22 protein-coding genes are annotated in these 24,793 nt (G+C 33.9%); 16 read left to right on the top strand and 6 right to left on the bottom strand.

Annotated elements, in window-relative coordinates:
- Window positions 1-136 precede the first annotated feature (136 nt).
- From U5A88_RS03130 to U5A88_RS03065, 14 genes are all read left to right on the top strand, one after another.
- Window positions 137-928 (top strand): DUF6503 family protein, encoded by a 792-nt coding sequence (locus U5A88_RS03130; RefSeq protein WP_354203692.1) that lies wholly within the window; start codon window positions 137-139, stop codon window positions 926-928.
- Window positions 929-1,103: 175 nt separating this feature from the next.
- On the top strand, window positions 1,104-2,126 hold the full coding sequence (locus U5A88_RS03125) for a hypothetical protein (RefSeq protein WP_354203690.1): 1,023 nt from the start codon (window positions 1,104-1,106) through the stop codon (window positions 2,124-2,126).
- A 208-nt stretch (window positions 2,127-2,334) separates the two neighbouring features.
- On the top strand, window positions 2,335-2,712 hold the full coding sequence (locus tag U5A88_RS03120; RefSeq protein WP_354208119.1) for a DUF2200 domain-containing protein: 378 nt from the start codon (window positions 2,335-2,337) through the stop codon (window positions 2,710-2,712).
- 123 nt (window positions 2,713-2,835) lie between these two features.
- Window positions 2,836-3,882 (top strand): S41 family peptidase, encoded by a 1,047-nt coding sequence (locus tag U5A88_RS03115; RefSeq protein WP_354203688.1) that lies wholly within the window; start codon window positions 2,836-2,838, stop codon window positions 3,880-3,882.
- Complete coding sequence (locus tag U5A88_RS03110; RefSeq protein WP_354203686.1) at window positions 3,879-4,676, top strand: GNAT family N-acetyltransferase; 798 nt, start codon at window positions 3,879-3,881, stop codon at window positions 4,674-4,676. The genes U5A88_RS03115 and U5A88_RS03110 overlap by 4 nt, the downstream gene beginning before the upstream one ends.
- Before the next feature lie 250 nt (window positions 4,677-4,926).
- Window positions 4,927-5,751 carry a CHRD domain-containing protein gene (locus tag U5A88_RS03105; RefSeq protein WP_354203684.1) on the top strand — a complete coding sequence of 275 codons (825 nt, stop codon included), beginning with the start codon at window positions 4,927-4,929 and terminating at the stop codon, window positions 5,749-5,751.
- 108 nt (window positions 5,752-5,859) lie between these two features.
- Window positions 5,860-6,279 (top strand): DUF1801 domain-containing protein, encoded by a 420-nt coding sequence (locus U5A88_RS03100; RefSeq protein WP_354203682.1) that lies wholly within the window; start codon window positions 5,860-5,862, stop codon window positions 6,277-6,279.
- 81 nt (window positions 6,280-6,360) lie between these two features.
- Complete coding sequence (locus U5A88_RS03095) at window positions 6,361-8,013, top strand: N-acyl-D-amino-acid deacylase family protein (RefSeq protein WP_354203680.1); 1,653 nt, start codon at window positions 6,361-6,363, stop codon at window positions 8,011-8,013.
- Window positions 8,014-8,103: 90 nt separating this feature from the next.
- Window positions 8,104-9,225, top strand: a complete 1,122-nt coding sequence (locus U5A88_RS03090) for a serine hydrolase domain-containing protein (RefSeq protein WP_354203678.1) — start codon at window positions 8,104-8,106, stop codon at window positions 9,223-9,225.
- A gap of 24 nt (window positions 9,226-9,249) precedes the next feature.
- A complete protein-coding gene (locus U5A88_RS03085) occupies window positions 9,250-10,158 on the top strand; it encodes a serine hydrolase (RefSeq protein ID WP_354203676.1) in 909 nt (302 codons plus the stop codon).
- A gap of 167 nt (window positions 10,159-10,325) precedes the next feature.
- Window positions 10,326-12,518 (top strand): acylase, encoded by a 2,193-nt coding sequence (locus tag U5A88_RS03080; RefSeq protein WP_354203674.1) that lies wholly within the window; start codon window positions 10,326-10,328, stop codon window positions 12,516-12,518.
- Window positions 12,519-12,521: 3 nt separating this feature from the next.
- The gene (locus U5A88_RS03075; protein ID WP_354203673.1) at window positions 12,522-13,292 is read left to right on the top strand and encodes a DNA alkylation repair protein; all 771 of its coding nucleotides are present in this window, start codon (window positions 12,522-12,524) and stop codon (window positions 13,290-13,292) included.
- On the top strand, window positions 13,292-14,875 hold the full coding sequence (locus U5A88_RS03070; RefSeq protein WP_354203671.1) for an N-acyl-D-amino-acid deacylase family protein: 1,584 nt from the start codon (window positions 13,292-13,294) through the stop codon (window positions 14,873-14,875). Before U5A88_RS03075 ends, U5A88_RS03070 begins: the two co-directional genes overlap by 1 nt.
- A 52-nt stretch (window positions 14,876-14,927) precedes the next feature.
- Complete coding sequence (locus tag U5A88_RS03065; protein WP_354203669.1) at window positions 14,928-15,626, top strand: hypothetical protein; 699 nt, start codon at window positions 14,928-14,930, stop codon at window positions 15,624-15,626.
- A gap of 58 nt (window positions 15,627-15,684) precedes the next feature.
- Here U5A88_RS03065 and U5A88_RS03060 read toward each other — a convergent pair whose 3' ends face one another.
- Window positions 15,685-16,548 carry a winged helix-turn-helix domain-containing protein gene (locus U5A88_RS03060; RefSeq protein WP_354203667.1) on the bottom strand — a complete coding sequence of 288 codons (864 nt, stop codon included), beginning with the start codon at window positions 16,546-16,548 and terminating at the stop codon, window positions 15,685-15,687.
- A gap of 126 nt (window positions 16,549-16,674) precedes the next feature.
- Here U5A88_RS03060 and U5A88_RS03055 point away from each other — a divergent pair, with 126 nt between their 5' ends.
- Together U5A88_RS03055 and U5A88_RS03050 are read left to right on the top strand one after the other, a co-directional pair.
- A complete protein-coding gene (locus tag U5A88_RS03055; protein ID WP_354203665.1) occupies window positions 16,675-18,687 on the top strand; it encodes a serine hydrolase domain-containing protein in 2,013 nt (670 codons plus the stop codon).
- Window positions 18,688-18,724: 37 nt separating this feature from the next.
- Window positions 18,725-19,549 carry a formylglycine-generating enzyme family protein gene (locus U5A88_RS03050; RefSeq protein ID WP_354203663.1) on the top strand — a complete coding sequence of 275 codons (825 nt, stop codon included), beginning with the start codon at window positions 18,725-18,727 and terminating at the stop codon, window positions 19,547-19,549.
- Window positions 19,550-19,627: 78 nt separating this feature from the next.
- Here U5A88_RS03050 and U5A88_RS03045 read toward each other — a convergent pair whose 3' ends face one another.
- The 5 genes from U5A88_RS03045 to U5A88_RS03025 form a co-directional block, all read right to left on the bottom strand.
- Window positions 19,628-20,440, bottom strand: coding sequence for a purine-nucleoside phosphorylase (locus U5A88_RS03045; RefSeq protein WP_354203661.1), 813 nt, complete (start codon window positions 20,438-20,440; stop codon window positions 19,628-19,630).
- Window positions 20,412-21,455, bottom strand: coding sequence for a tetraacyldisaccharide 4'-kinase (lpxK, locus tag U5A88_RS03040; RefSeq protein ID WP_354203659.1), 1,044 nt, complete (start codon window positions 21,453-21,455; stop codon window positions 20,412-20,414). Before lpxK ends, U5A88_RS03045 begins: the two co-directional genes overlap by 29 nt.
- A gap of 16 nt (window positions 21,456-21,471) precedes the next feature.
- The gene (gene ribB / locus U5A88_RS03035; RefSeq protein WP_354208117.1) at window positions 21,472-22,617 is read right to left on the bottom strand and encodes a 3,4-dihydroxy-2-butanone-4-phosphate synthase; all 1,146 of its coding nucleotides are present in this window, start codon (window positions 22,615-22,617) and stop codon (window positions 21,472-21,474) included.
- A complete protein-coding gene (locus U5A88_RS03030) occupies window positions 22,617-24,062 on the bottom strand; it encodes an LptF/LptG family permease (RefSeq protein ID WP_354203657.1) in 1,446 nt (481 codons plus the stop codon). The genes ribB and U5A88_RS03030 overlap by 1 nt, the downstream gene beginning before the upstream one ends.
- Window positions 24,063-24,127: 65 nt before the next feature.
- Window positions 24,128-24,775: a LolA family protein gene (locus U5A88_RS03025; protein ID WP_354203655.1), complete on the bottom strand. Its 648-nt coding sequence runs from the start codon at window positions 24,773-24,775 to the stop codon at window positions 24,128-24,130.
- Window positions 24,776-24,793 lie beyond the last annotated feature (18 nt).

The raw sequence follows: 24,793 nt of genomic DNA, 5'->3' as shown, positions 1-24,793 counted from the left end.
CCCAAATAGTAATGCTTCTAGGCATAGCCATTAAATTAAATAAGTATATTGCAACTATAACGGATATAACCGCAATGCGGTTATACAGTTGTTGTGTGTAATAAGACAAAAATAAAACATTGAAACACATTGAATTATGAATTTAACAAGCTTTTCAATTCACAGACCGAAAATTTTCATATCATTTGTGTTTACTTTTCTGATAGTACAACAATTTACCTTTGCTCAATCAAGTGAAGAACTATCTTCCCAACAAATTTTTGAAAAAACTGTCAAATATTATGATAGCAATGGAATTTGGGATAAGTTTTCTGGTAAAATGCATATGACCTCACTAATGAATGGAAACCTCACGCCACAGGAAATATCCATAAATAATAATACGAATGTTTATAGATGTGTTAGAAATCGTAAAGATGGAATTTACATAAAAGGAGTTGAAAATGGAAAATCTTTCTTTACAATAAATGGAAAAAATTATAAGGCTGAGGAAATTCCTGAGAAATATCAAAAATATCCGTACAGTTTATCTGAATACTATGCCCAAACCTATAAAGAACATCATACATTTCATTTTAGCATTCCACTAGCACTTAAAAAAGCTGGAGCACTGCCACTTGAAGGGGTTGGAAAAAAATATTTATTTGGAAAACAATGTAATTCAATCACATTTACGGAATACCCAAATCATTTTGAGCATGGTTACTATGGAATTCAAATCACTTTATACGTAATTCCTGATGAGGATTATAAAATCCATGCTGTTCATTTTGATAATGGTTGGGGTGAAGCAAAAGAAGGATTAATAGTATTGTTCGATGGGGAAATTAATGTTGAAGGAATTAAAGTTCCTGCAAGTAAATTGACTTTTTTTGCTGGTAGTCTTAAATTTTTTATAGCTGACGCATTTGAAAACGTTAGTGAATAAATTATAATCAGAACATAAAAAATTACTACACACAACAACGTGTATAATTAATTGCTAAGTCTGTGTGTACTCGGAAAATCCTACGGATTTTCCTCTGGTTCGTTTTCTTTTGCTAACTTAGTTCCAGCCAACGCAACTAACCATACACGAACACGTAAGGCATTAAAACAAACCTATGAACAAAACATTAAACCTTCATAAAAATCTAATAATATTTGGAATACCAATATTGATTATTGGAATGATGATAATCCTAGCGAAATCATCGATTTTTATAAGAAACCCAAATATACTCTCGATTGGAATTACGTTCGACCTATTATTGACAGTTCCTATCATCTACTTTATGCTTATCAGAAAAACGAGTATTCCAAAGACAACGGTCGTGCCTTTTTTGATTATTGGGATTGTAGTCTGTTCCACAATACTTCCGATAGAAAATCAATATTATCTCGACCTATTTAAGACTTGGATGTTTCCAGTAATTGAGTTATCGATTGTGTCATATATCATTTATAATGTTACAAAAGCAATAAAGAGATATAAAGTAAATAAAAGTGATGAAGTTGACTTTTACACGACACTAAAAAACACTTGTTACGAAATACTTCCAAAAAGAGTAGTTATTCCTGTAGTGACAGAAATTGCTGTTTTTTACTATGGATTTATTTATTGGAAAAAAAGAAAACTGAATGAAAATGAATTCTCTTACCACAAAGATAGTGGAACAATTTCACTACTCATTGCAATCATTTTCATTGTTGTTGTTGAAACTGTTGTTTTACATATTCTACTTCAAAAATGGAATGTTATGGTTGCTTGGATTTTAACTTTTTTAAGTATCTATTCTGGAATTCAGCTTCTTGGATTTCTAAAATCAATGTCTAAAAGACCAATATTAATTAAAGATGATAAACTATACCTTAGATATGGAATAATGAACGAAACAACTATCGATTTAAAAAGTATCGACAGCATTGAGATTTCGTCAAAAGATATTGAATTGAACAAAGAAACATGGAAACTATCATTTTTAGGAGAATTAGAAAGCCACAATATCATTATCAGATTAAAGCAAGAAAACAAACTGACAGGATTATATGGAATTAAACGTAAATACAAGAATTTAGCATTGTTCGTTGACAAGAAAGTTGAATTTACGAATCGAATAAATAACGCCTTACAACAACGTGTATAGTTCATGCTAAAACACGAACTTCAATTTAAATTTATATCTTTAAACAAACTGAATGGTTTACTTGGAAAAATAGCGAGACACAGCCTCGCTCCTTTTTCCCATCGGATTTTTCGCCACAAGTGGCTCATCCAAAGTGAAAGTCGCTTCGGCTGAAAATCCGCACGAAACCATACACAAACACGTTAATATCAATTTAAAATCACAAAAAATGAAGGTTACAGCTGAAAAAAATGAAAAAGTTGCTAATATGATCTTTGCATCTATTTATCCCCTTTACTGGAATAGATTAGAAAAACATGGTAGAACAAAAGAAGAGTTCCATCAAGTAATAGAATGGTTTACAGGTTTTAACGAAAAAAAATTACAATCGCTTATCGAAGAGAAAGTAACATTTAGAACGTTTTTTGAGAAAGCAAAAATACATCCTAATGCACACCTAATTAAAGGAGTTGTTTGTGGCTATCGAATTGAAGAAATAGAAGATGAATTTGAATTGTATAAACAATGCAGACAAATGGAAAAACTGATTGATGAATTGGCAAAAGGTCGTAAAATGGAAAAAATTTTACGAGAAGAAAAGAAATAAAACCCGTGTTAATAAAGTATACTGTTCATTGCTAGGTTCTCAGCTACTCGGAAAATTCCTGCGGAATTTTATCTGGTTCGTTTTTGTTTGTTAATTTAGATGCTTTAACGTGCAACTAACGCTATGCAAGAACTACCCGTAATTATGAAAAACCCTTGGAAATACATTTTAATATTCTTTCTGATTTTTAATGCATTCACTTTTTATGCACAGAAATCTGAAACTGAATTGACTCTTGATAAAATAATTGAACACGCAGAAAAAAATTCTCTCCATAGAAAAAGTGTTGATTGGAACTCTTTAAAAAAGGAAATATATTCATTAGCAAAAAATGCTGATTCCGTTTCTCAATTAAAACCTGCTTTAAATTTAATGCTTAAAAAATTGAATGACACCCACGGTCGTGTTTTTCATAATAATCAATTTCTATCATACTATTCAGGAGAAAAGAAAGAACACAGAAAAAATATAGATTGGGACATCTACTCGGAAATTCAAACGGCGAAAGTTTATGAATTCAAAAGTCAAATTATAAAAGATAGTATAGGCTATGTAAGAATTGTTGGGTTACCGATGGGAGACAATCAAAAAATGTCAAACGATATTCAAAATGCGGTCTGTAAATTAGTTGAAAAAGGAGCAAAAAAATGGATTATAGACTTAAGATTCAATGGTGGTGGTAATATGTTTCCTATGGTTGAAGGTTTAGCTGATATTATTGGAGATGGAATTGTAGGAGGCACAAAAGGTGTTACAGAAGATGAGAGTTCCGTGTGGAAAATTAAAAATGGAGACTTCTACTATGATGAACAAAATGTGGCTATAGAAAATAAATGTACAGCCACCAAAATTCAAAAAATTGCAGTTCTAACAAGTGTTTATACCGCAAGTTCAGGGGAAGCTTTAGCTGTGATTTTAAAAAAACGTCCAAAAACCAGATTTTTTGGAAACAAAACTATGGGTAAGGTTACTGCTACTGATTGGAAACAAATTGACAGTTTAACAGCCATGTCAATTTCTGTTAGTTATTACAAAGACCGTGAAGGTAATATTTACGATCAGTATGTTGATGTCGATGAAACTATTGCGTTTGAACCTAAAATCGAATTCGAAAAAGACAATGGAATAAACCGAGCTGTTCAATGGCTAAACTCAAAAAATATAGAATGAAACAAAACTACAGTTTTACTAAAACAACTAATTTCGATGCACTAACCAATCTAAAAAATGAATGGTTAACAACACTAACAAGTCCGCAGGACGGAATGTGGGCTTTTTTTAGAGACAGTGCAACTCACTATAACATTTTACTTGATGATAAAATAATTGGATATGCTGCAGTTGATGAAAGTAACCAATTGCTTCAATTTTATATTACTCCAACCTTTTCCTCTGATAGAGAAACCATCTTTAAAGAGTATATTAATGAGCATGAGGTTAAATCAGGAATTGTAGGCACAAACAACCCTAATTATTTATCGCTTGCATTAAATTTTACTAAAGATTTTAAAATAAACACCTTTTTATTTAAAAATAACCATGAAGTAACTTTACTGGAAAAAAAAGGAACATTAAAAGAATGTGAACACAAAGACATTGCAAGACTTGTTACATTTTACAATTATAGCATGGGAGCTCCAACAGAATGGTTAACAGATTATATTGGAAATTTAATTGAGAAAAAAGAACTATTTTCTTTTGAGAATGACGGTTCAATTATTGGAACATGCGAGATAAGAAAAAATTTATCAGCATCTGAATTTGCAGATATAGGTATGGTGGTATCTCCTGATTACAGAAGGAATGGCTATGGCACATACTTGCTTAATAAAGCCAAAAATACAGCTATTGAAAGAGGCAAAACTCCAATTTGTTCTTGCGAAAAAGATAATATTGGTTCAGTAAAATCAATTTATAATTGTGGTTTTATAAGTATGCATCAATTACTCTCAGTAAATTTTTAATGACAAATTTAACGAAATTGAAATTCCCGAAGACCATTGCATAATAATGGAAAAAATAGAATTGCATTTGAGCAAAAAAGAAATCGGATTATATCAATAAAAATTTTTCTTATTCTTTTACTATATACAAATCTGAAAAAATAATTCAGTTTTTCGCACAACCTTTTATTAAACAAAGCATCATTAGTAAAGTCGGAACTAAGCCGAAAAAGACTTAAAATTGAAGTAGGCAAAACTTAAACTCATCCAAATGAAAAAAGCATTTTTATTATTATTTTGTACCATCTTACTAGGGTTTACAACTAGTTGTCTCAATGATGGTGGAGATCCGGGGCCAACGATTAAAGCAGCTGCAAGTGTTGACTTAAATACAGAAAATGAAATTCCTATGGTCGAAAATCGGGAAGAAACGGGAGTTTTTAAAATGATATTATACCAAGATAACTCTCTTGAATTTTCAATCACGCTAAACGACCTTGCCGGAAGCGATAATCTAACCGTTGCACATATTCATAGCGGAGATCCTGTTTCAACTGGTGCTCCAGTAATTACTTTGGTAGATGGTTCTAGCATTTCTTTTCAAGGAAATCAAGCAATTGGCAACATACAATTAACCGAGACAGAAGTAGCTGCGTTATTGGGAGGAGATGTATATGTAAATGTACATTCAGCTGATAGTCCTGCTGGTTTGGTTCGTGGACAATTAGATAAACAAGTAAACAATGCCTTTAATGTAGTATTATCGCCAGATAATGAAATACCTGCAATAACAGACAGAAATGATAGCGGAATGGCTATTTTTAGGGTAGTGGGTGAAGAGGTTTATTACAAAGTAACTGTATCGGATTTAGAAGCTACTGATGCTATTACCGCCGGCCATATTCATTTGGGCGATGCTACTGAAAATGGTGAGGTATTTATTAACCTTGAAATAACAGATGCCAGTCAATTAGATGTTACTAAAACTATTACTTTAGATGAGAACAAAATGTCAAAATTATTAGAAGATCCTCTTTATGTGAATATACATTCAACAGACCATGCTTCTGGTTTAATGCGAGGGCAGATAAGATAGTTTTACTCAATTCATAGTATTCGTAATAAGGTCGTCTAAAAAAGACGGCCTTATTTTTTTATTAAAGCCAATTTACTATTTTTATAAAGTAATCTCAGGAGAAGAATTATGGAATTAATAAATGATCCTAAAGTCGCAGTTGTTTTTGATAACTATCCTAAATCTGTGCAAAAACAAATGTTTCAACTAAGGGCATTAGTTTTAGAAACGGCTACTGAAATTGACGGGCTTGAGGCGATAGAAGAAACTCTGAAATGGGGCGAGCCAAGTTATCTTACAAAAAATGGTAGCACTTTAAGAATGGATTGGAAAGCAAAAACTCCAAATCAATACGCTATGTATTTTAAATGTACGAGCAGACTTGTTGAGACTTTTAAAGTGATTTTTAGTGATACATTTCAATTTGAAGGTAAACGAGCTATTGTTTTTCAATTGAATGAAAAAATTCCTGTAGAGGAATTAAAACAGTGCATTGCTATAACACTAACCTATCATAAGGTAAAACATTTACCATTACTTGGTGCATGATACTGATTTTTTCAGTTAACATTCTATTTCAAAAATAATCGTAACTTCGTTAAAATTAATCATTTGCCTTAACCGCTTTCCGTGAAAAATTTTAAATCAATTCTTCTCATCTTTTGTTCCTTGTTAATTATTAACTGTGCGAAAGAACCCGATTTTGATATTCTCATAAAAAACGGACAACTCATTGACGGTTCTGGAAATAAATCGATAATTGGTGATATCGCTATTAACTCTGATACCATTGCTGCCATTGGTAATCTAAGTGGTAAAACAGGTAAAAAAGAAATTGATGCAACAGGATTGACCGTTGCTCCTGGATTTATCAATATGCTAAGCTGGGCAGCATCGGCTTTGGATAAAGATGGTCGCTCCATGGGCGACATTAAACAAGGGGTTACCTTAGAGGTTTTTGGGGAAGGCTCCTCCATAGGGCCACAAAAAAAAATTGATACCATTAACAATACCGCAACATGGGTTTCATTAAACGAGAAGCTCAACGAAATGGTCAAAAAAGGTGTTTCTCCCAATATAGCTTCGTTTGTTGGGGCAACAACTCTGAGAATAAATACCGTGGGTTATGATGACAGAGCCCCAACTGAAGTAGAGCTCGATTCCATGAAAATGATGGTTAAACAAGCCATGGAAGAAGGTGCTATGGGTATTGGTTCTTCGTTAATTTATGCTCCCGCTTTCTATTCTTCTACCGAAGAACTTATTGAAATTTCAAAAGTGGCCGCTCAATATGACGGACTCTATATTTCGCATATGCGTAGCGAAGGCAATAAATTATTGGAAAGCATAAATGAATTATTACGAATTGCCAAAGAAGCGGATATCAGAGCAGAAATTTACCATCTTAAAATGAGTGGAAAAGACAATTGGCATAAATTTGATGCTGTTGTAGCAAAAATAGATTCTGCCCGTAAAGCGGGATTGACCGTTACCACCAATATGTATAGCTATATTGCGGGTTCTACAGGTTTGGATGCTTCAATGCCGCCGTGGGTTCAGGAAGGTGGTTATGCCAAATGGGCAGAACGTCTGCAAGACCCCAACATCAGAAAAAAAGTATTGGAGGATATGCGTAAGCCTGCCATAGAATGGGAAAGTTTAATGCAAGCTGCAGGTTCTGCCGATAAAATGATATTAGTAGGTTTTGAAAATGACAGTTTGCGATACCTAACAGGGAAAACTTTGGCTGAAGTTGCCAAAATGCGAAATACTACGCCCGAGGAAACCGCTATGGATCTAGTGGTACAAAACGGTAGTGATGTGAGCACGGTGTATTTTATGATGTCAGAAGAAAACGTAAGAAAACAAATTGCCCTGCCTTGGATGAGCTTTGGTTCGGATGCTGGGTCTTACGCCACCGAAGGCGATTTTCTTAACTATAGTACGCATCCGCGTGCGTATGGAAATTTTGCTCGAGTTATCGGAAAATATACACGGGATGAAAAACTGATTTCGCTGGAAGAAGCCGTTAGAAAAATGGCTTCTTTACCTGCATCTAATCTTAAAATAAAAAAGCGAGGACAATTAAAAGTGGGTAATTATGCGGATATCGCCATATTCGATTTTGACAAGGTACAAGACCACGCTACGTTTGAAAAACCACATCAGTATGCGAGTGGAATGGTACATGTTCTTGTAAACGGAACACTAGTACTAAATGATGGAGAACATACTGGTGCAAAGCCTGGAAAAGTGGTACATGGACCAGGGTTTAAAGAATAAAAACTGATGTCAGTTCGAGTGCCACGCTTTTTTTGCGTGGTGTATCGAGAACTCGTTTAGTCAAATAGCTTTTAATAAAAACTAAACCGCATGAATAACATAAAAATTTTTCTGTCAATTATCATAATCCTCTTAAGTTGTAAAAAAACAGAAAAAGAAACCAAAACAATAAATACAACAGACGTCAAGCAATTGGATACCTATTTTTCAAGTGAAATGCCAATAGATGAACCCGGAGGAGCTATCCTAATTATGAAAGGTGATAGTATTGCTTTTAGTAAAGGATATGGAATTGCCGATTTAGATCTGAAAACTAAAATTGATGCCAATACCCTATTCAATGTGGGTTCTATTTCGAAAACCTTTGTTTCAAATGCTATACTAATTTTACAAGAAGAAGGTAAACTTTCTGTTGACGACAATATGGACAAATACTTTCCTGATTTTAAAAATAAAGTGATTGCTGAAAAAGTCAAAATCAAACATTTATTAGCACATACTTCTGGCCTAAAAGATAATAGAAAAACCAGAACGGAATCCACTTTTTATTTAACTGTCAAAGATGCTGAAAATTGGTATCCAACAACGCAAGCTCAAAACCTAAATTTTGAATCGGGTACACGTTTCGAATATTCAAACCCTGCCTATAATGGATTAGCCTTGATTGTTGAACAAGTATCTGGAATGAAATGGCAACAATATGTTAAGGATAACATTTTTAAACCTTCAGGTATGGAAACGAGTACTATTACAGATGGACCACATCCTAAAACTGGAGTATCTCACGGTTATATAAACACTGACGGAAAATGGAAAGAACAAGATTATGGTGAGGTACCTACATTTGCAGCTGCAGGTAATGGCGGAGTTTGGAGTTCTGTAAATGAATTAGCTAAATACGAAATTGCTTTACAGCAACATAAATTTATTTCTGATACAACGCTAAAAGATTCTAGAACCATAAAAGCTTGGGACGATTGGCAAGATATCACTCCCCCATTTATTGGTTGGTCTTGGTTTATTGATAAAACTTCTGACGGCTTAAAAACTGTTGGGCACACAGGTAGTCAAGGTGGATTTTTAAGCAACTATGTAACCATTCCTGAAAAAGACATCACATTTATTATTCTTTGTAATACGCCTAGAAATGTTAATGGATTTACAGAATTCATTACAGAATGGTTAACCAAAAACAATTGGCTAGAAGAATAAAAATAACTAAACAAATCGCAGATTATGCATCATTTCAGACTTACTTTTTTAATCGCAATAGCCTTCTTTTTATTTTCTATTTTCTCTTGTCAAGAAAAAATATCTAAAACAGAAACATTGGAAAAAACCATTCAGGCTCAAATGGATTCCATTGACGGAACGGTTGCCGTTGCATTTTATAGTTTGTCCGAACCCAAAGACAGCTTACTAATCAATGTTGATGAAAAATTCCATGCGGCAAGCACTATGAAAGTTCCGGTAATGATTGAACTTTTTAAACAGGCTTCTGAAGGTAAATTAAATCTAAACGATTCTATTCTCTTAAAAAATGAATTTAAAAGTATAGTGGACAGTAGCTTGTATAAAATGGATATTGCTGATGATAGTGATGATATTATTTACAAGCAAATTGATACAAAAGTGGCCATTAACGATTTAATATACAGTATGATAACGGTTAGTAGTAATCTCGCTACCAATGTATTAATAGAATTGGTCGATGCAAAAAAAACAACCGCTACCATGCGAGATCTAGGAGCAAAAAATATAGAAGTGCTCCGCGGTGTTGAAGATATAAAAGCCTATGAAAAAGGACTGTCAAACTCCACCACGGCCAGGGATTTAATGGTCATTATGGAAGCTATCGCCAACTACAATGCTGGCAAACAAAAAGACTGTGAGGCCATGATTTCTATTTTAATGGATCAAGAATTTAAGGATTTAATTCCAAAGTATTTACCATCTAACGTAGATGTAGCTCATAAAACGGGTTCCATAACTGGTGTTCATCACGATGCGGGGATTATATTTTTACCTGACGGAAGTTCTTATGTTTTAGTCTTACTTTCCAAAAATTTAAAGGATTTTGATAAGGGAACAGATCAACTCGCCAACATTTCTAAGACGATTTATGACTATGTAACTACTGAATAAGTTTTGTGTTTGTCATTCCCGCGAATGCGGGAATCTCATAAAAGCTACTAGAATCACCATTAGTAAACCCTCGTCATCCAATCAACCAAAATCACAAAATTTGGTTACCTGCCCCTATTACGTTACTTTTACTGAACACGTTTTAATACGAACTAACTATTCTCACCATGAAAAAATTCTCGATCATATTACTACTATTGATTGTAAGCTGTAAACAAACTCCTAAAGAAAATTTAACCGAAGAACAACAGCAGTGGAAGGCTCAAGCCGAATCCATTGAAATTATACGAGACGATTTTGGTGTTCCACATATTTATGGAAAAACAGATGCCGATGCCGTTTTTGGTTTGTTGTACGCTCAATGCGAAGACGATTTTAACCGTGTAGAACGAAATTATATATGGGCTATAGGACGTTTGGCCGAAGTTGAAGGTGAAGATGCTTTGTATAGTGATTTGCGTGCAAGACTCTATATGACCAAAGAAGAAGCCATAGCCAATTATGAAAAAAGTCCCGATTGGCTCAAAAAACTCTGCAATGCCTTTGCCGATGGTATCAATTATTATTTGCATACGCATCCTGAGGTAAAACCCAAATTATTGACTCGTTTTGAACCTTGGATGCCCATGTATTTTAGCGAAGGTTCCATTGGTGGGGATATTGAAGGGATTTCTACTCGAAAAATTGGAGCGTTTTATGGCAAACAGCCCTCTTCTAAAATGAGTGCGTTTAATACTTTTGAAGAAGAAGAACCCTTTTTAGAAAAAGAACCTGCGGGTTCTAATGGATTTGCGATTTCGGGTGAACATACCAAATCCGGTGACGCAATGCTATTGATCAATCCGCATACCTCGTTCTATTTTCGTGGGGAAGTTCATGTGGTGAGTGAAGAAGGACTGAATGCCTATGGAGCAGTAACCTGGGGACAATTTTTTGTCTATCAAGGGTTTAACGAAAAAACAGGTTGGATGCACACTTCAACCTACACCGATATTCGGGATGAATTTGTAGAAAATATTACTAAAACAAACGATGGTTTTACTTATAAGTATGGCGAAGAACAACGCCCTGTTGAGGAATTAAACGTTGCTTTAAATTATAAATCAGGTGATTCTTTGGCAGAAAAACAGTTTACCATGTTCAGGACACACCACGGCCCCATTACCCATGCCATTGATGGAGATTGGGTGGCAACGGCCATCATGTGGGATCCGGTAAAGGCCTTGGAACAATCTTTTACCAGAACCAAATTAGACGGCCATAAAGCGTTTCGTGAAATGATGAATATACGTACCAATTCCTCCAACAATACGGTCTATGCCGATGCTGGTGGAAATATTGCCTATTATCACGGTAATTTTATCCCAAAAAGGAATACCAAATTCGATTATACCAATCCTGTTGACGGAAGTAATCCTGAAACAGATTGGAATGGACTGCATACTGTTGATGAAAACATTACAGTGATAAACCCTGAAGTGGGATGGATCCAAAATTGCAATTCCACACCGTTTACCAGTGCTGGGAAAGACAGTCCGAAACGGGAAGGTTATCCCAATTATATGTCCCTTAATCGCGAAAATTTTAGAGGCGTACATGCCATCCGATTATTGGAAAAAGCCAACGATCTAACGCTCGATAAGTTGATTGATTTAGCCTACGATCCGTATCTCCCTGCTTTTGAAATTTCAATTCCCGGTTTGGTAGAAGCCTATGATAAGTCTTCTCCAAAAGATCCGGACCTCAAAGAACCCATAGAGGTTTTACGCAATTGGGATTTCGCCGTTTCCAAAGAGTCAGTAGCTAAGTCTTTGGCCCATTTTTATGGGAATTTTTACTTACGTGAAGGCAATTTTCCTGAAGGATTAAACCAAATGGAAAAAGTGGAGTATATGGGGTCAAAATCCCCTACCTCTGAAAAATTGGATATGTTGCGAAAAAGCATAGAGCACCTTACAAAAGATTTTGGCACCTGGAATACCCCTTGGGGAGAAATAAACAGGTTTCAACGCCTCAATGGCGATATTGATTTAAAATTTGATGATGATAAACCAAGTATTGCTGTGGGATTAACCACTTCAAGATGGGGTGCGTTAGCGGCCTATGGTATGCGTTCGAAACAAAAAACAAAACGTATTTATGGTACACGAGGAAATAGTTTTGTAGCCGTAGTGGAATTTGGCGATAAAGTAAAAGCAAAAACCATGTTAGCGGGTGGACAAAGTGGCGACCCAGCCTCTCCACATTTTGATGACCAAGCACAACGTTATGCAGATGTTAATTTTAAAGATGTTCCTTATTACCGTGAAGATGTTGAAGCAAGAGCAAAAAGTACCTACCACCCTGGAGATAAGAAATAAAATATGGCTTTTAAAAAGCTTAAATATTGGTTTGATGAGGAATTAGCTAAGGTACTTGCTAATAAACTAATGGTTTTAAAACCAAATTTTCCGAAAAATGCCTTTGTTAAAAATATTGTCGATAAAATAGATGATTTAGAGTTAAAAGATCGTGTTGAACTCATCGCTGATGAAATCCATACACATTTAGGTAATACAATACCCGAAAACATTAACCTGTTAGTTAAAATTTTAGGTCCCGAAAATGAAGAAGAAACAGGCATGTTTACCAATTTTTATTGGGTTATGCCCATAGCAAAATATGTCGAAAAATATGGCCTTGAACATTTTGAGGTTTCTATGAAGGCGATTGCCGAAATAACCAAACGAAATACTGGAGAATATACTATAAGGCCTTTTTTGGTAAATTATCCAGAAAAGACATTGGCAATTTTAAAAGATTGGTCTCTAAACGAAAACAAACATATCAGAAGGTTGTCAAGCGAGGGTGTACGTCCAAGATTGCCTTGGGCTAAAAAATTGGATCAGTTTATTGAAAATCCTAAACCGATACTACCAATTTTGGAAAATATAAAAGACGATACCTCCAAATACGTTCAAAAGTCAGTTGCCAATTGTTTAAACGATATACTAAAAGATAATTTGGATATCGGAAAAAGTATCATAGAAATATGGAATCATAATCCGACCAAAGAAAGAAAATGGATTATTAAACATGCTCTCAGAAATTTATTAAAAGCTCATGATAAATGGGCAGTAACTATTATAAACTAATGAAAACTACTTTAGTTAAATCTCAAATTTTAATTTTTGCTCTACTCCTATTTGCTTCATGTAAAAATGACAAAATAGAAACTAAAAAAGTAACACAATCTGAACCAGAAGAAATTGTGGTTGAACCCAATATCGATTCTGTGGATGTTGCCATAATTAACGGTAATATTCTAGACGGCACAGGTAAAAAAACCTATTCGGCGAACATTTACATTAATTCAGATAGTATCGTTTATATCGGAAATTTGACCAATCCCAATTTAAAAATAGGCAAAACAATTGATGCCAAGGGCAAAACTGTTAGTCCCGGATTTATAGATCTGCACGCACACGGCAATCCGTTAAGCACACCCGATTTTGAAAATTTTCTCGCTATGGGCGTCACCACAATTGTTTTAGGACAAGACGGTAGCAGCACAAGTGCGAAGGACTTAGCCAACTATTTAAAAAAAGTCGATGAACAGAATCTCGGTGTCAATATTGTTGAGTTTGTTGGGCATGGCACCTTACGAAATTTAGCGGGAATCGGAACAAAATCAAAAATTACCGAAACGGAATTAGAAAAATTAAAAGCACTTCTAAAAGAACGATTACAATACACGTTTGGTCTTTCAACGGGGTTAGAATACGCACCAGGTTTATATGCCGAAGAAAGCGAATTGATAGCCTTGGCGAAGGTGGTTGGCGAACAAAACAAAATGATTATGAGCCATATGCGGAATGAAGATGATGATGCTATTATTGAATCTATAAAAGAACTGAGCAGACAGGGCAGTAACACCCGTGTGCATATTGCACATTTAAAATCGGTATATGGTAAAGGTGCAGAACGAGCCAATGAGATTTTAGACACCATTAAAAAAATTCGAAAATCAGGTATAAAATTAACTGCAGATATGTATCCATATATGGCAAGTTATACAGGTATTTCCATTGTTTTTCCCGATTGGTCCAAAACACCACAACAATTTGCTGTTGCTAAGAAAACACGAAGAAAAGAATTGGAAGATTTTATCAGAAATAAAGTCAATTTACGCAATGGCTCTGAAGCTACGCTGTTGGGTTCTGCACCTTATACGGGAATGACCTTGGCGGAAGCTGCAGCTTCCAAGAACAAACCTTTTGAACAATTTTTAATTGAAGATTTAGGCCCACAAGGTTCATCTGGGGCGTATTTTGTCATGAATAAGGAACTGCAAGAAACCTTTTTGAAAGACCCTATTATGGGCATCTGTTCTGATGGTAGTAAAACCGGGCATCACCCTCGTGGACATGGTACATTTGCCAAAATTATTGAAACTTATGTAGTAAAAGATAGCATTCTGAGCCTCGAAGAAGCCGTTAGAAAAATGACCTTCTATGCGGCTGAAATTTTGCAATTACCAAAACGAGGCACATTCGCTATTGGCAACAAAGCGGATATTATCATTTTTGAACCTAACAATATAAAAGCACCCGCGGATTATGTAAATCCACATCAATTAGCAAAAGGTTTTGAGAAAGTGTTGGTGAATGGAAAATTGGTTAGGGATAATGAGAAATTGGCAAGTGAATTGAGTGGTAAGGTGTTGTTGCCAAAGTGATATTCATAAATTAATTTGGTATATTTGTTTACTATGAGTCATTTGATAATAAATGGAACTGAAAGAAGAACTTATAAAATCTTTTCACGAACAATTTGCTGAAAATCAGAATCATCATCAAAAAGTGTTTTTTCAAATACTTTCTGTGATTGTAACTGTTGCTGTTGGTTACAGTTATGTTTACACAATGGGAGGTAAAATTCCAAGTTCAAATTTAAAACCTTCTATCTTTCTTTTATCTCTTGCTCTCATAATTTCAACCATCGTCTTAGGTTTAAGTTTAGTACTCCTTTCAAATATGGCTTATGGTTTCAGAAGAGACCAATATGTAAATAATAAAATTAGAAAACATGCTAGATTAATCCATAATGAGAATGAATTAGATGATATTTTCCCCAAGACTTATGATCCTACCTATAGTTTCAAAAAGAAACAAAAAAAATATTCAAAAAAGCTGAGAAAAATGTCTAAACCAATAAGACTTACTTACGGAATATGGGTTTGGATTTTAAAAAGACTATCTTGGATGCCAAACTTTCATAACTCATTATTCTTTATGCTAGGGTTAATTCAAATTCTTCTTTTGGTAAGTTATATTTTCAATCCATTCGATAACATTGTACTATTTAATTTTGGATTACCAATCGATTGGACTTTTATTATAACAATTTCTATTTGGTTAATTTTGACAATTTTAGTCTTACGTTCACAATATGTATTTTATAATAAATTAAAAAAACTATTTAAATAGTTTTTTTACTGTAAATAACATATTACACTTTTGTCTACTAGTTAGAAAACGAATGAAACTAACTCACCTCCAACTTATACCCTATCCCATGCACGTTGGTCAATTTAATAGTATCATCAGCTTTTAATTTCTTACGCAGTTTAGAAATGTAAGTATCTAAACTTCTTCCTACAAAAACACCATTGTCTTCCCAAACTTTTTTAGTTAATTCGTCACGTTTTATAATTTGGTTGGGGCTAGCAGCAAATAGGGCTAACAACTCACACTCTTTTTTTGAAAGGTTTATTTCTGTACTTGCTTGTACCAATTTATTCTGCTCAGGGTAAAATTGAAAACTACCAATAGTAGCAAAATTTTCATCCTTTTCTTCTGTTTTTAAAACCGGTTTTCGTTTAAAAAAGGGAACTAAAAAAACTAAAAGAACAATACTACTTAATACAAACCAAAGGGATTTACTACTTAAAAAAGAAAATGTGTTATTGGAAAATCGCACTTCAATGGTATAACAATTTTCGGGTAGGTAACGTCCTGTACATGGAATAATGTCTTTTTCAGATTCATTTTTTATTTCATAACTATAAGCCACTTCTTGGTCAGCACATTGAATAACCTCCACACGATAATACTTGGGTAGCTCTGACTTATGAAAACTATTTTTTATAACCGAAACCAACGTACTGGGCTCAAAACTGAGTGGATTTTGAAAAGTCAATTTATACTTAGACTTTTCTAATTGAACAACAGGTAGTATTAAAGAGGTGGTATCATTATTTGATAACAATAATTGATTACCAGCATCACGTAAGGCAATTTTAACCACTTCAGAAAACTCATCATTTTCTTTATCTGAACCTGACAATACCCAAACGGCAGTTAAAGCCATAAGCAATGCTAAAAAGGTATATATAAATCTGCTCTTCATAATTCCTTCAAAGAACATACAAATTCATAAGTTTTCATAATTATTGACACTTCTTTTACATTTTTTTGACATTTATAACCGTAAGTCAATATAGTTTTACGGCTAATTAAATCATTAATCTACATTATGAACATACCTAAAAGAATGCTAATTAAAACCGTTTTATTTACTCTCTCCGCTTTTATCTCAATTACTACTGTTTCCTGTGCACAGCCCAAAGCAAATAAACTTGACGAACTCGTTAGTACGTATGCAGATTATGGAGAATTTAACGGAACGGTTTTAGTAGCAGAAGAAGGAAAAGTTATTTATAAAAAAGCCTTTGGGTTGGCTAATATGGAATGGGACATTCCAAATAAAACCAATACAAAATTTCGAATTGGTTCCATTACCAAACAATTTACGGCTATGTTAATTATGCAATTGGTTGCTGAAAACAAACTCGATTTGCACAAACCGATATCAACCTATTTATCGGATTATCCTAAAGAAAATGGAGATAAAATTACCATTCACCATTTACTTACACATACTTCGGGAATTCCAAACTCTTACGAATCAACCAAACCAAAGGCGTTTAGGCCTGATAATTACAAATTAAAAGAATTGGTACAAGAATTTTCGGCACTACCGTTGGAATTTACTCCAGGTGAAAAATTCAGCTATTGCAATGCCGGTTATAACCTTTTGGGTTTTATTGTAGAAACCGTTACAAAAAAGAAGTACGAAGAAGTTTTACAAGACCAAATCTTTACACCATTAAAAATGACTAACACTGGTTTTGATAAACACAGAACTCTACAAAAAAACAGAGCCTCTGGCTATTTTAAGAATTGGGGAGATTATTACAATGCCAATTATGTAGATATGTCTGCTGTTTCGGCCGCTGGGGCTATCTATTCAACCGTTGAAGATTTATACTTATGGGATCAGGTCTTATATTCAGAAAAATTACTGCCAAAAAAATACTTGGATTTAGTATTTACAAAACATATACCCGACCATGATTATGGAGGCAAATATGGATACGGTTGGAGTATTAAAGATAAACTTTTGGGGAATTCCAATAGTAAAATAGAAACCATTGGGCATGATGGTATGATCGATGGGTTTTGTGCCATCATTACACGTATTCCTTCTAGTAAATCAACCATTATTTTGTTGAGTAATATTAGAAGAGCTCCGCTAAACGCCATGACAAAAGGTTTTCTTGGAATTCTATATGACAAGTCGTATGACTTTCCTAAAAAGTCGGCTGCTTATTCGTTGCTCGATGCAATAAATGAGAAAGGAACAGCTAATGGAATTGAATACTATAAATCTATTAAAAATAATAGTTCTCATTACCTTAGTGAAGATGAAATGAATATAGTTAGTTACAAATTCTTACAATCGGACAGACCTGAAATGGCTGCTGAAGTACTTAAACTTGGTATTGAATCGTATCCGCGTGCTTTTAATCTTTACGATAGTTACGGAGAAGTGCTTTTATCCTTGGGAGATACTGCCAAAGCAATCAAAAATTATAGAAAATCTATAGAATTAAACCCTAAGAATGAACATGGGTTAACCATTTTGAAAAAATTGGAAATTAATACTACCGAAATTGAAAAAACCAACTTAAATCTTTTGGAAATAGATAGTACATGGGGGCAAGAAACTTTTATTTTTCCAATACACTTTGCTCCAGAAATAAACTATGAAGGATTTGAAGATATCCGTTTCGCTCCAGGTTGGGCTAAAAAAGACAGTACCGATTTTTGGACTTATGTTTTTGCATGGAGTGTAAAAGCCGATTCAGCAATATCAGGTAATGAGATGGAAACCAATTTAAAACTTTATTTTGATGGGTTGATGAAGGTTGTAAACAAAGATGAAGATAAAATCATCCCAAAAACACTAATAAAACTCCATAAAAAAGAAGATTCTAACAATAGGACTATATATACTGGAGACCTAACTATTTATGATGCGTTTACAACTCAAAAACCGATGATATTAAATGTTTATGTAGAGAACTATTATCTTGAGAAAAAAAAGAAAGCGGTAGTTCTATTTAAATTTTCGCCTAAGGCATTTGAACATGATATCTGGAATAAAGTTAAAGAGGTAAAGATTCGAGATACTATTTTTAAATAATAAAACCTAAATTATACGAATTATAAAAACATTTAAAATGAAACAATTCTTACTATTATTATTAATCCTATCACTATTTTCTTGCAAAGAAGAAAATCAAAAACCTAAAATTGATTGGATTTATGTTGAAGGTGGAAGCTTTACCCAAGGTAAAAACCAATATGTTATTAGTGCTAGTGGTGATACCATAAAGGGATTTACAAGTCCAAAGAGAACAGTGAAACTCAGTAGTTTTTATATCAGTAAATATGAGATAACGGTAAAACAGTTTAAAGAGTTTTGCAAACAAACTGATAGAAAAATGCCAAAACGGCCCAACGAAACTGCATATGCCGAAAAAATAAATACTGATGACTGGGTGGATGAACACCCTATGTTGGCAACTTGGGAAGAAGCTAACGCTTTTGCTAGTTGGGCAGGTGGAAGATTACCAACTGAAGCAGAATGGGAATATGCTGCTAAAGGAGGAAATAAAAGCCAAGGTTTTACGTACAGTGGAAGTAACGATGCCCGCGAAGTAGGCTGGGTTGGTGAAAATTCCGACAGTACATTTCATAAAGTAGGTCTCTTAAAACCAAACGAACTGGGAATTTACGACATGACGGGTAATATTAGTGAATGGGTTTCAGATTGGTATAATCCAGAATTGGATGTATTGGAAGCTGTTGAAAACCCAAAAGGGCCAGAAGAAGGTATAAACAACATGAAAATATCAAAAGGAGTAAGTTGGTTTTATAATGCCGCAGACCCTAAAACTGGTAAACCTTTACCCTTTGGCATTCATATGCCCGAAGTGCGTTATCAATCTCCAATACCAACCAGAAATGATGGTTTTGGATTTAGAATTGCTAAAGATAAATAATTGTTTAGTTCCTTCCCTTAGACAAGGGAAGGTGGATTTTATCCCCTTTTCGGGATAAAAGACGGAAGGGTCTGAAAATTATTTTAATCCCACAAATTGTTCTACCAACATACTAACTGTTTTACCAGCTTTTTGTGCTACTACTTGTACTTCTTCATGCGAAACCGCTTCTACTTTACCCTCAACTCCCAAATCAGTAATTATAGAAAGTCCAATGCAATTCATACCTAAATGTTTCGCAACAATTACTTCGGGTACGGTACTCATTCCTACCGCGTCAGCTCCCATTAATTTTACCATTCGATATTCCGCTGGTGTCTCAAAAGTTGGCCCTTGCAAGCCCAAATAAATACCTTCATGTAAATTAACGTGCTGATTTTTAGCAACTTCCTTAAATTTAGAAATCATTTCCAAATTATAGGGTTCGTGCATGTCTACAAATCGTGGACCAAAACGATTATCATTTTTACCACGTAACGGATGCTCAGGCATCATGTTGATGTGGTCTTTGATAATCATAATATCACCTACTTTAAAATTCGGGTTTACCCCTCCCGAAGCATTTGATAGAATTAAATTTTCTATGCCTAAAAATTTTAAAACTCTTATAGGAAAAACCACCTCGCCCATAGACCAGCCTTCATAATAATGAAACCTGCCTTGCATGGCAATTACTTTTTTGCCCGACAAGATTCCATAAATTAGAAATCCGGAATGACCAGGAGTTGTCGATCTAGAAAAATTGGGAATATCGGCATAAGCCAACTTTTCGATTACGGAAATTCTATCCACCAGACCGCCCAATCCAGAACCTAGAACGATTCCGAAATCGGCATCTAAAAATCCCTTCTCTTTTAAAAAATTAACTGTTTCCTGAACTTTGTTCCACATAATTTGTGATAATTCTATTAAAATCCCCTTGATGGTCTATAAAACTGGTTTCTATTGGCAAATAATAAACGTTCAATTTAGTGTTTGTAAAACTTCTCACATAATCTTTCTCGGTAGTCAATACAATCTTTTTGTCTGAATTTATTTCTTTAAATGTTGTAGCAATTTTACTTAAATCCTTTTCGGAAAAGTTATAGTGGTCAGCATACTTTAAATGCTGAAAATCTAGTTGTTGTTCGGTTAAAAAATCAGTCAAAGGCTTTGTTTTGGCTATGCCAGTAACTAAAAGTATTTTATAATTGGAAAGGTAATCAACCTTTAGTTCATCTTGCTTTCCAATAACAGCATCCCCATAATTTATGGTAGAAAAAAATACTGTTTGATGATTGGCTATCTGTAATTTTTTAGTGGTTTCAAATTGTTCAATTTCGTTCAGTTTTGATGGGCATTTGGTTACTACAATAACTTGAGCCCGTTCCGCACCACTTACTTTTTCTCTTAAGTTTCCTGTCGGAAGCATTTTATCATCTACATACAAATCATTATAAGGTGTCAGTAATATATTGAATCCCGCTTCCACTTTTCTATGCTGAAATGCATCATCCAATAAAACTACATCGGGCTTATCCAATAAACTGGTTAGCTGTTTAATTCCATTAACTCTGTCCGCATCTACAGCCACTATGATATTAGAAAATTTCTTAAAATATTGAAGGGGTTCGTCTCCTATTTCATCAGCTGTACTCGTTTCGCTTGCAATAATAAAACCTTTAGAGTTTCTTTTATACCCTCTACTAAGTATAGCAACTTTATATTTATCCTGTAAAAGCCTGACCAAATATTCAACTTGTGGTGTTTTACCCGTACCACCAACACTTAAATTGCCGACAACTATAATTGGTATATCAAATTGAGTGGATTTTAAAAATTCTTTATCATAAAAGGTATTTCTTGCAGCTGTAATTTCTCCATAAAGGACAGAAAAGGGATATAATATTTTTCGCAAGATACTCATTATGCGAAAATACTAATTAATAACTTACGTTTTCAACTATTTCTAAACCATAGCCTATAATACCTACGCGTTTTTTAATTTGGTCATCATTAGAGATTATTCTTAATTTAGAAATCCCTAAGTCATGTAAAATCTGTGCACCGATACCAAAATCCTTTGTATCTGGTTTTATTCTTGGCACTTTCGTTTTATTATCCTCTTGTAAATCTTTAATCATGTTTAGCCTACTTAACAAATTAAACGACTGATTTTCTTGATTAATAAAAACAATAGCTCCTTTACCTTCATCATTTATCATTTTAAACATTCTACTAAAAGTGTCATCAGGTTTACTGGTTAATAATCTTATGATATCATTATTAATCAATGTAGAATTCACACGAGTCAAGACCGGCTCATCTTCACTCCAATTCCCTTTTGTTAATGCCAAATGGACTTGACTGTTCGTAGTTTGTTTATAAGCTCTTAATCTGAATTCGCCAAAACGGGTTTTAAATGGAAAATCTTCTACTTTTTCGATTAAAGAATCATGTAGCATTCTATACGCTACTAAATCTTCAATAGAAATTATTTTTAAATCAAATTTTTTGGCAACTTCTAGCAACTCTGGCAATCTGGCCATAGAGCCATCTTCGTTCAATATTTCCACTAAGATTCCCGCAGGCTTAAACCCAGCTAATCTTGCTAGGTCAACCGCTGCCTCAGTATGACCAGTTCTTCTTAAAACGCCACCATTTTTAGCTCGTAACGGAAAAATATGGCCTGGTCTGCCTAACTCATGTGGCTTCGTATTATCATCAACTAGAGCTTTGATGGTTTTAGCCCTGTCATGTACCGAAATACCTGTAGTACAGCCGTTTCCAATTAAATCGACTGAGACTGTAAATTGAGTTTGATGCAACACAGTATTGTCCTGAACCATCATATCTAAACCTAAGTCCTCACATCTGTTACCAACAATAGGTGCACAAATTAATCCCCTACCTTGGGTAGACATAAAATTTATCATTTCTGGCGTTACCATTTCTGCGGCCGCAATAAAATCGCCTTCGTTTTCACGATCTTCATCATCTACTACTATAACAACTTTACCCTTTTTAATATCAGAAATAGCTTCTTTAATTGTATTCAATTGTATTTTATTTGGTTGTGTTGAAATCATCATTTAAATCCTTTTTTTTCTTTGGTATTAAATAGTTTTTTGAAAAATATAGTGATAGGTTGTAAAAAAGTATCTAAATTAAAGATGCCTTTTTCTTTGGTTGCCCTAATCATTAAAAAAATACCAAACGGTAATAAAATTAAAGTTGCCAACCATCCCCCCAATGGAGCAGATACAGCACTTGACCAAGCCATATTTCTGCCTAAAGTAGATATAAAAAAGTAAATTACAAAAATTAAAATGGCCATAATCATAGGGAAACCAAACCCTCCTTTACGGATTATAGATCCTAGAGGGGCACCAATAAAGAATAGTACTAAACAGGCAAAAGAGAATGCTAACCTTCTATGATATTCAGTATCATACACATTTAAAAATTTTCGTTTATTTTTTAAAACTGAGTTAAAACCCTCAATATCATCCAATGCTTTTTTGGAAAGTTCAACAGCATTGTTATAGAGTTGACCTTTATTTTTATCATCAAAATTTTCTAAGATGTTTGAATTTATTCCAGTAAAATCTGTAGTGTCTTTATCTAAGTCTTTAATCCCGGCTCTGATTAAAAAATTCTTTGCTTTAGTAGCTACATAGTCATCATAAGGCACTTTTAAGGAGTCTGAATAATAATTAAGCTGCTTTAAGCTCAACATTTCCCTATCCTGCGTATAATCCTTATCGTCAACATTGCTCAAATCAGAAACATCTATGTTAATTACAGCTTCCTTAAAGTCAGCTTTAGTTGCAGGCAATTTTGCACCCTCTTTGTATCTCCTATTCTTTTCTGGTAATTCTTCGTGACGGTGACCGTTTTTTAAAGTCAATGTCATATATCTACTACCCTCTTCAGTTGTAATTTCACCACTTTCTGCCGTAATCACTTTTACATTTGCTTGGTTTTGATCCAAATCTGTATAGATTAGTACATTTTTTAGCAAGTTATCATCCTTACCATATTTTTCATCAAATTTAATGCTGTAACCGGGAATTTCTGAATTGAATGACCCTGGTATTAAGGCCAAGGCCGGTTCGGTCTTTTTTAAATCAGCCAACATATTTTTAAACTTAAAAGCTGCTCTTGGAAAGGCATAGTTTAAAAATAAGAAGTTTAACCCACTTAATAGTACCATCAGAAGAACTAATGGTCTAATAAAACGTTGTAAAGAAATGCCTGCTGATTTTATGGCAGCAAATTCATAATTTTCGGCCAATGTACCCAAAGCCATAATTGAAGAAAGTAAGATAGCAATTGGTAAGGCCAAAGGCACTTGCATTTGAGCTATATAGCCTAAAAATTGTAAAATATGACCAACACCAATACCTTTTCCAGCAATTTTATCAAACTGTAACCAAAGTACCTGCATTACAAGTACAAATAGGATAATAAAAAATGTTGCTAAAAAAGGTACTAAAAAACTTTTTAGTATGTATTTGTTTAAGATTTTCACTTAAAATATTTTACTTATCTACAAAAGTAAAGCTTAATTTGGAATAACTGAGAATTGGTTACAGCTTATAATTCATTAATTATGTAGCCCTCGTTTTCGTATTTGGCCTTATCAAAAGTAAAAAGTGTTTCTGATATTGGTTGATTGGTTTTAAAATCAGAAACAGTAAGAGTGGTTACCGTGCCGTTATTTCCTGTTTCAATCAATTTATAAATATGATTTGTATTTACATCAACACCCAATAAAATTTGCTTAATATCAGAATTACTATCAATAGGGGTTAGTTTTACATATTGTATTTTTCTACCTGTTATGTTTTGTAAAATATCCCATTTGTAATTGAATCCTTTTTTGTAGAAAGAGAAAAATTTTGAGGGTGTAATGGTTCCTTCTTCATTATCTTCAGCATCAGAAATATTTACTTCTTCATCTTCGGTAATGATAGTGTAAGTTTTTCTACCATCAAAAAATTGATTCGTACCTAAAAAATTAACATTGTACAAATCTCCTTTTAGGGTTACATCTCCTCTGGTTTCTTGATGTACTTTCTCCTTTGCATTGTCTAAGTTGTACTTGAACTGAACATAAATATTTTCATATTTGTTCATTTTATTGGACACCTCATCAAGTAACTTCTTTGCTTTTGCATCGGTTTGAGCAAATGTAAATGAAACACTAAGTATTAAAACAATAGTTGTAATTAAATTTTTCATCTTATGTTTTCTTTATCT

Origin of the sequence: Aureibaculum sp. 2308TA14-22 (assembly GCF_040538665.1) — a bacterium.
In the GTDB taxonomy this organism is placed as follows: Bacteria; Bacteroidota; Bacteroidia; order Flavobacteriales; family Flavobacteriaceae; genus Aureibaculum.
Note: the sequence above shows the minus strand (reverse complement) of the source record. Positions and strands in the feature narration are given on the sequence as shown.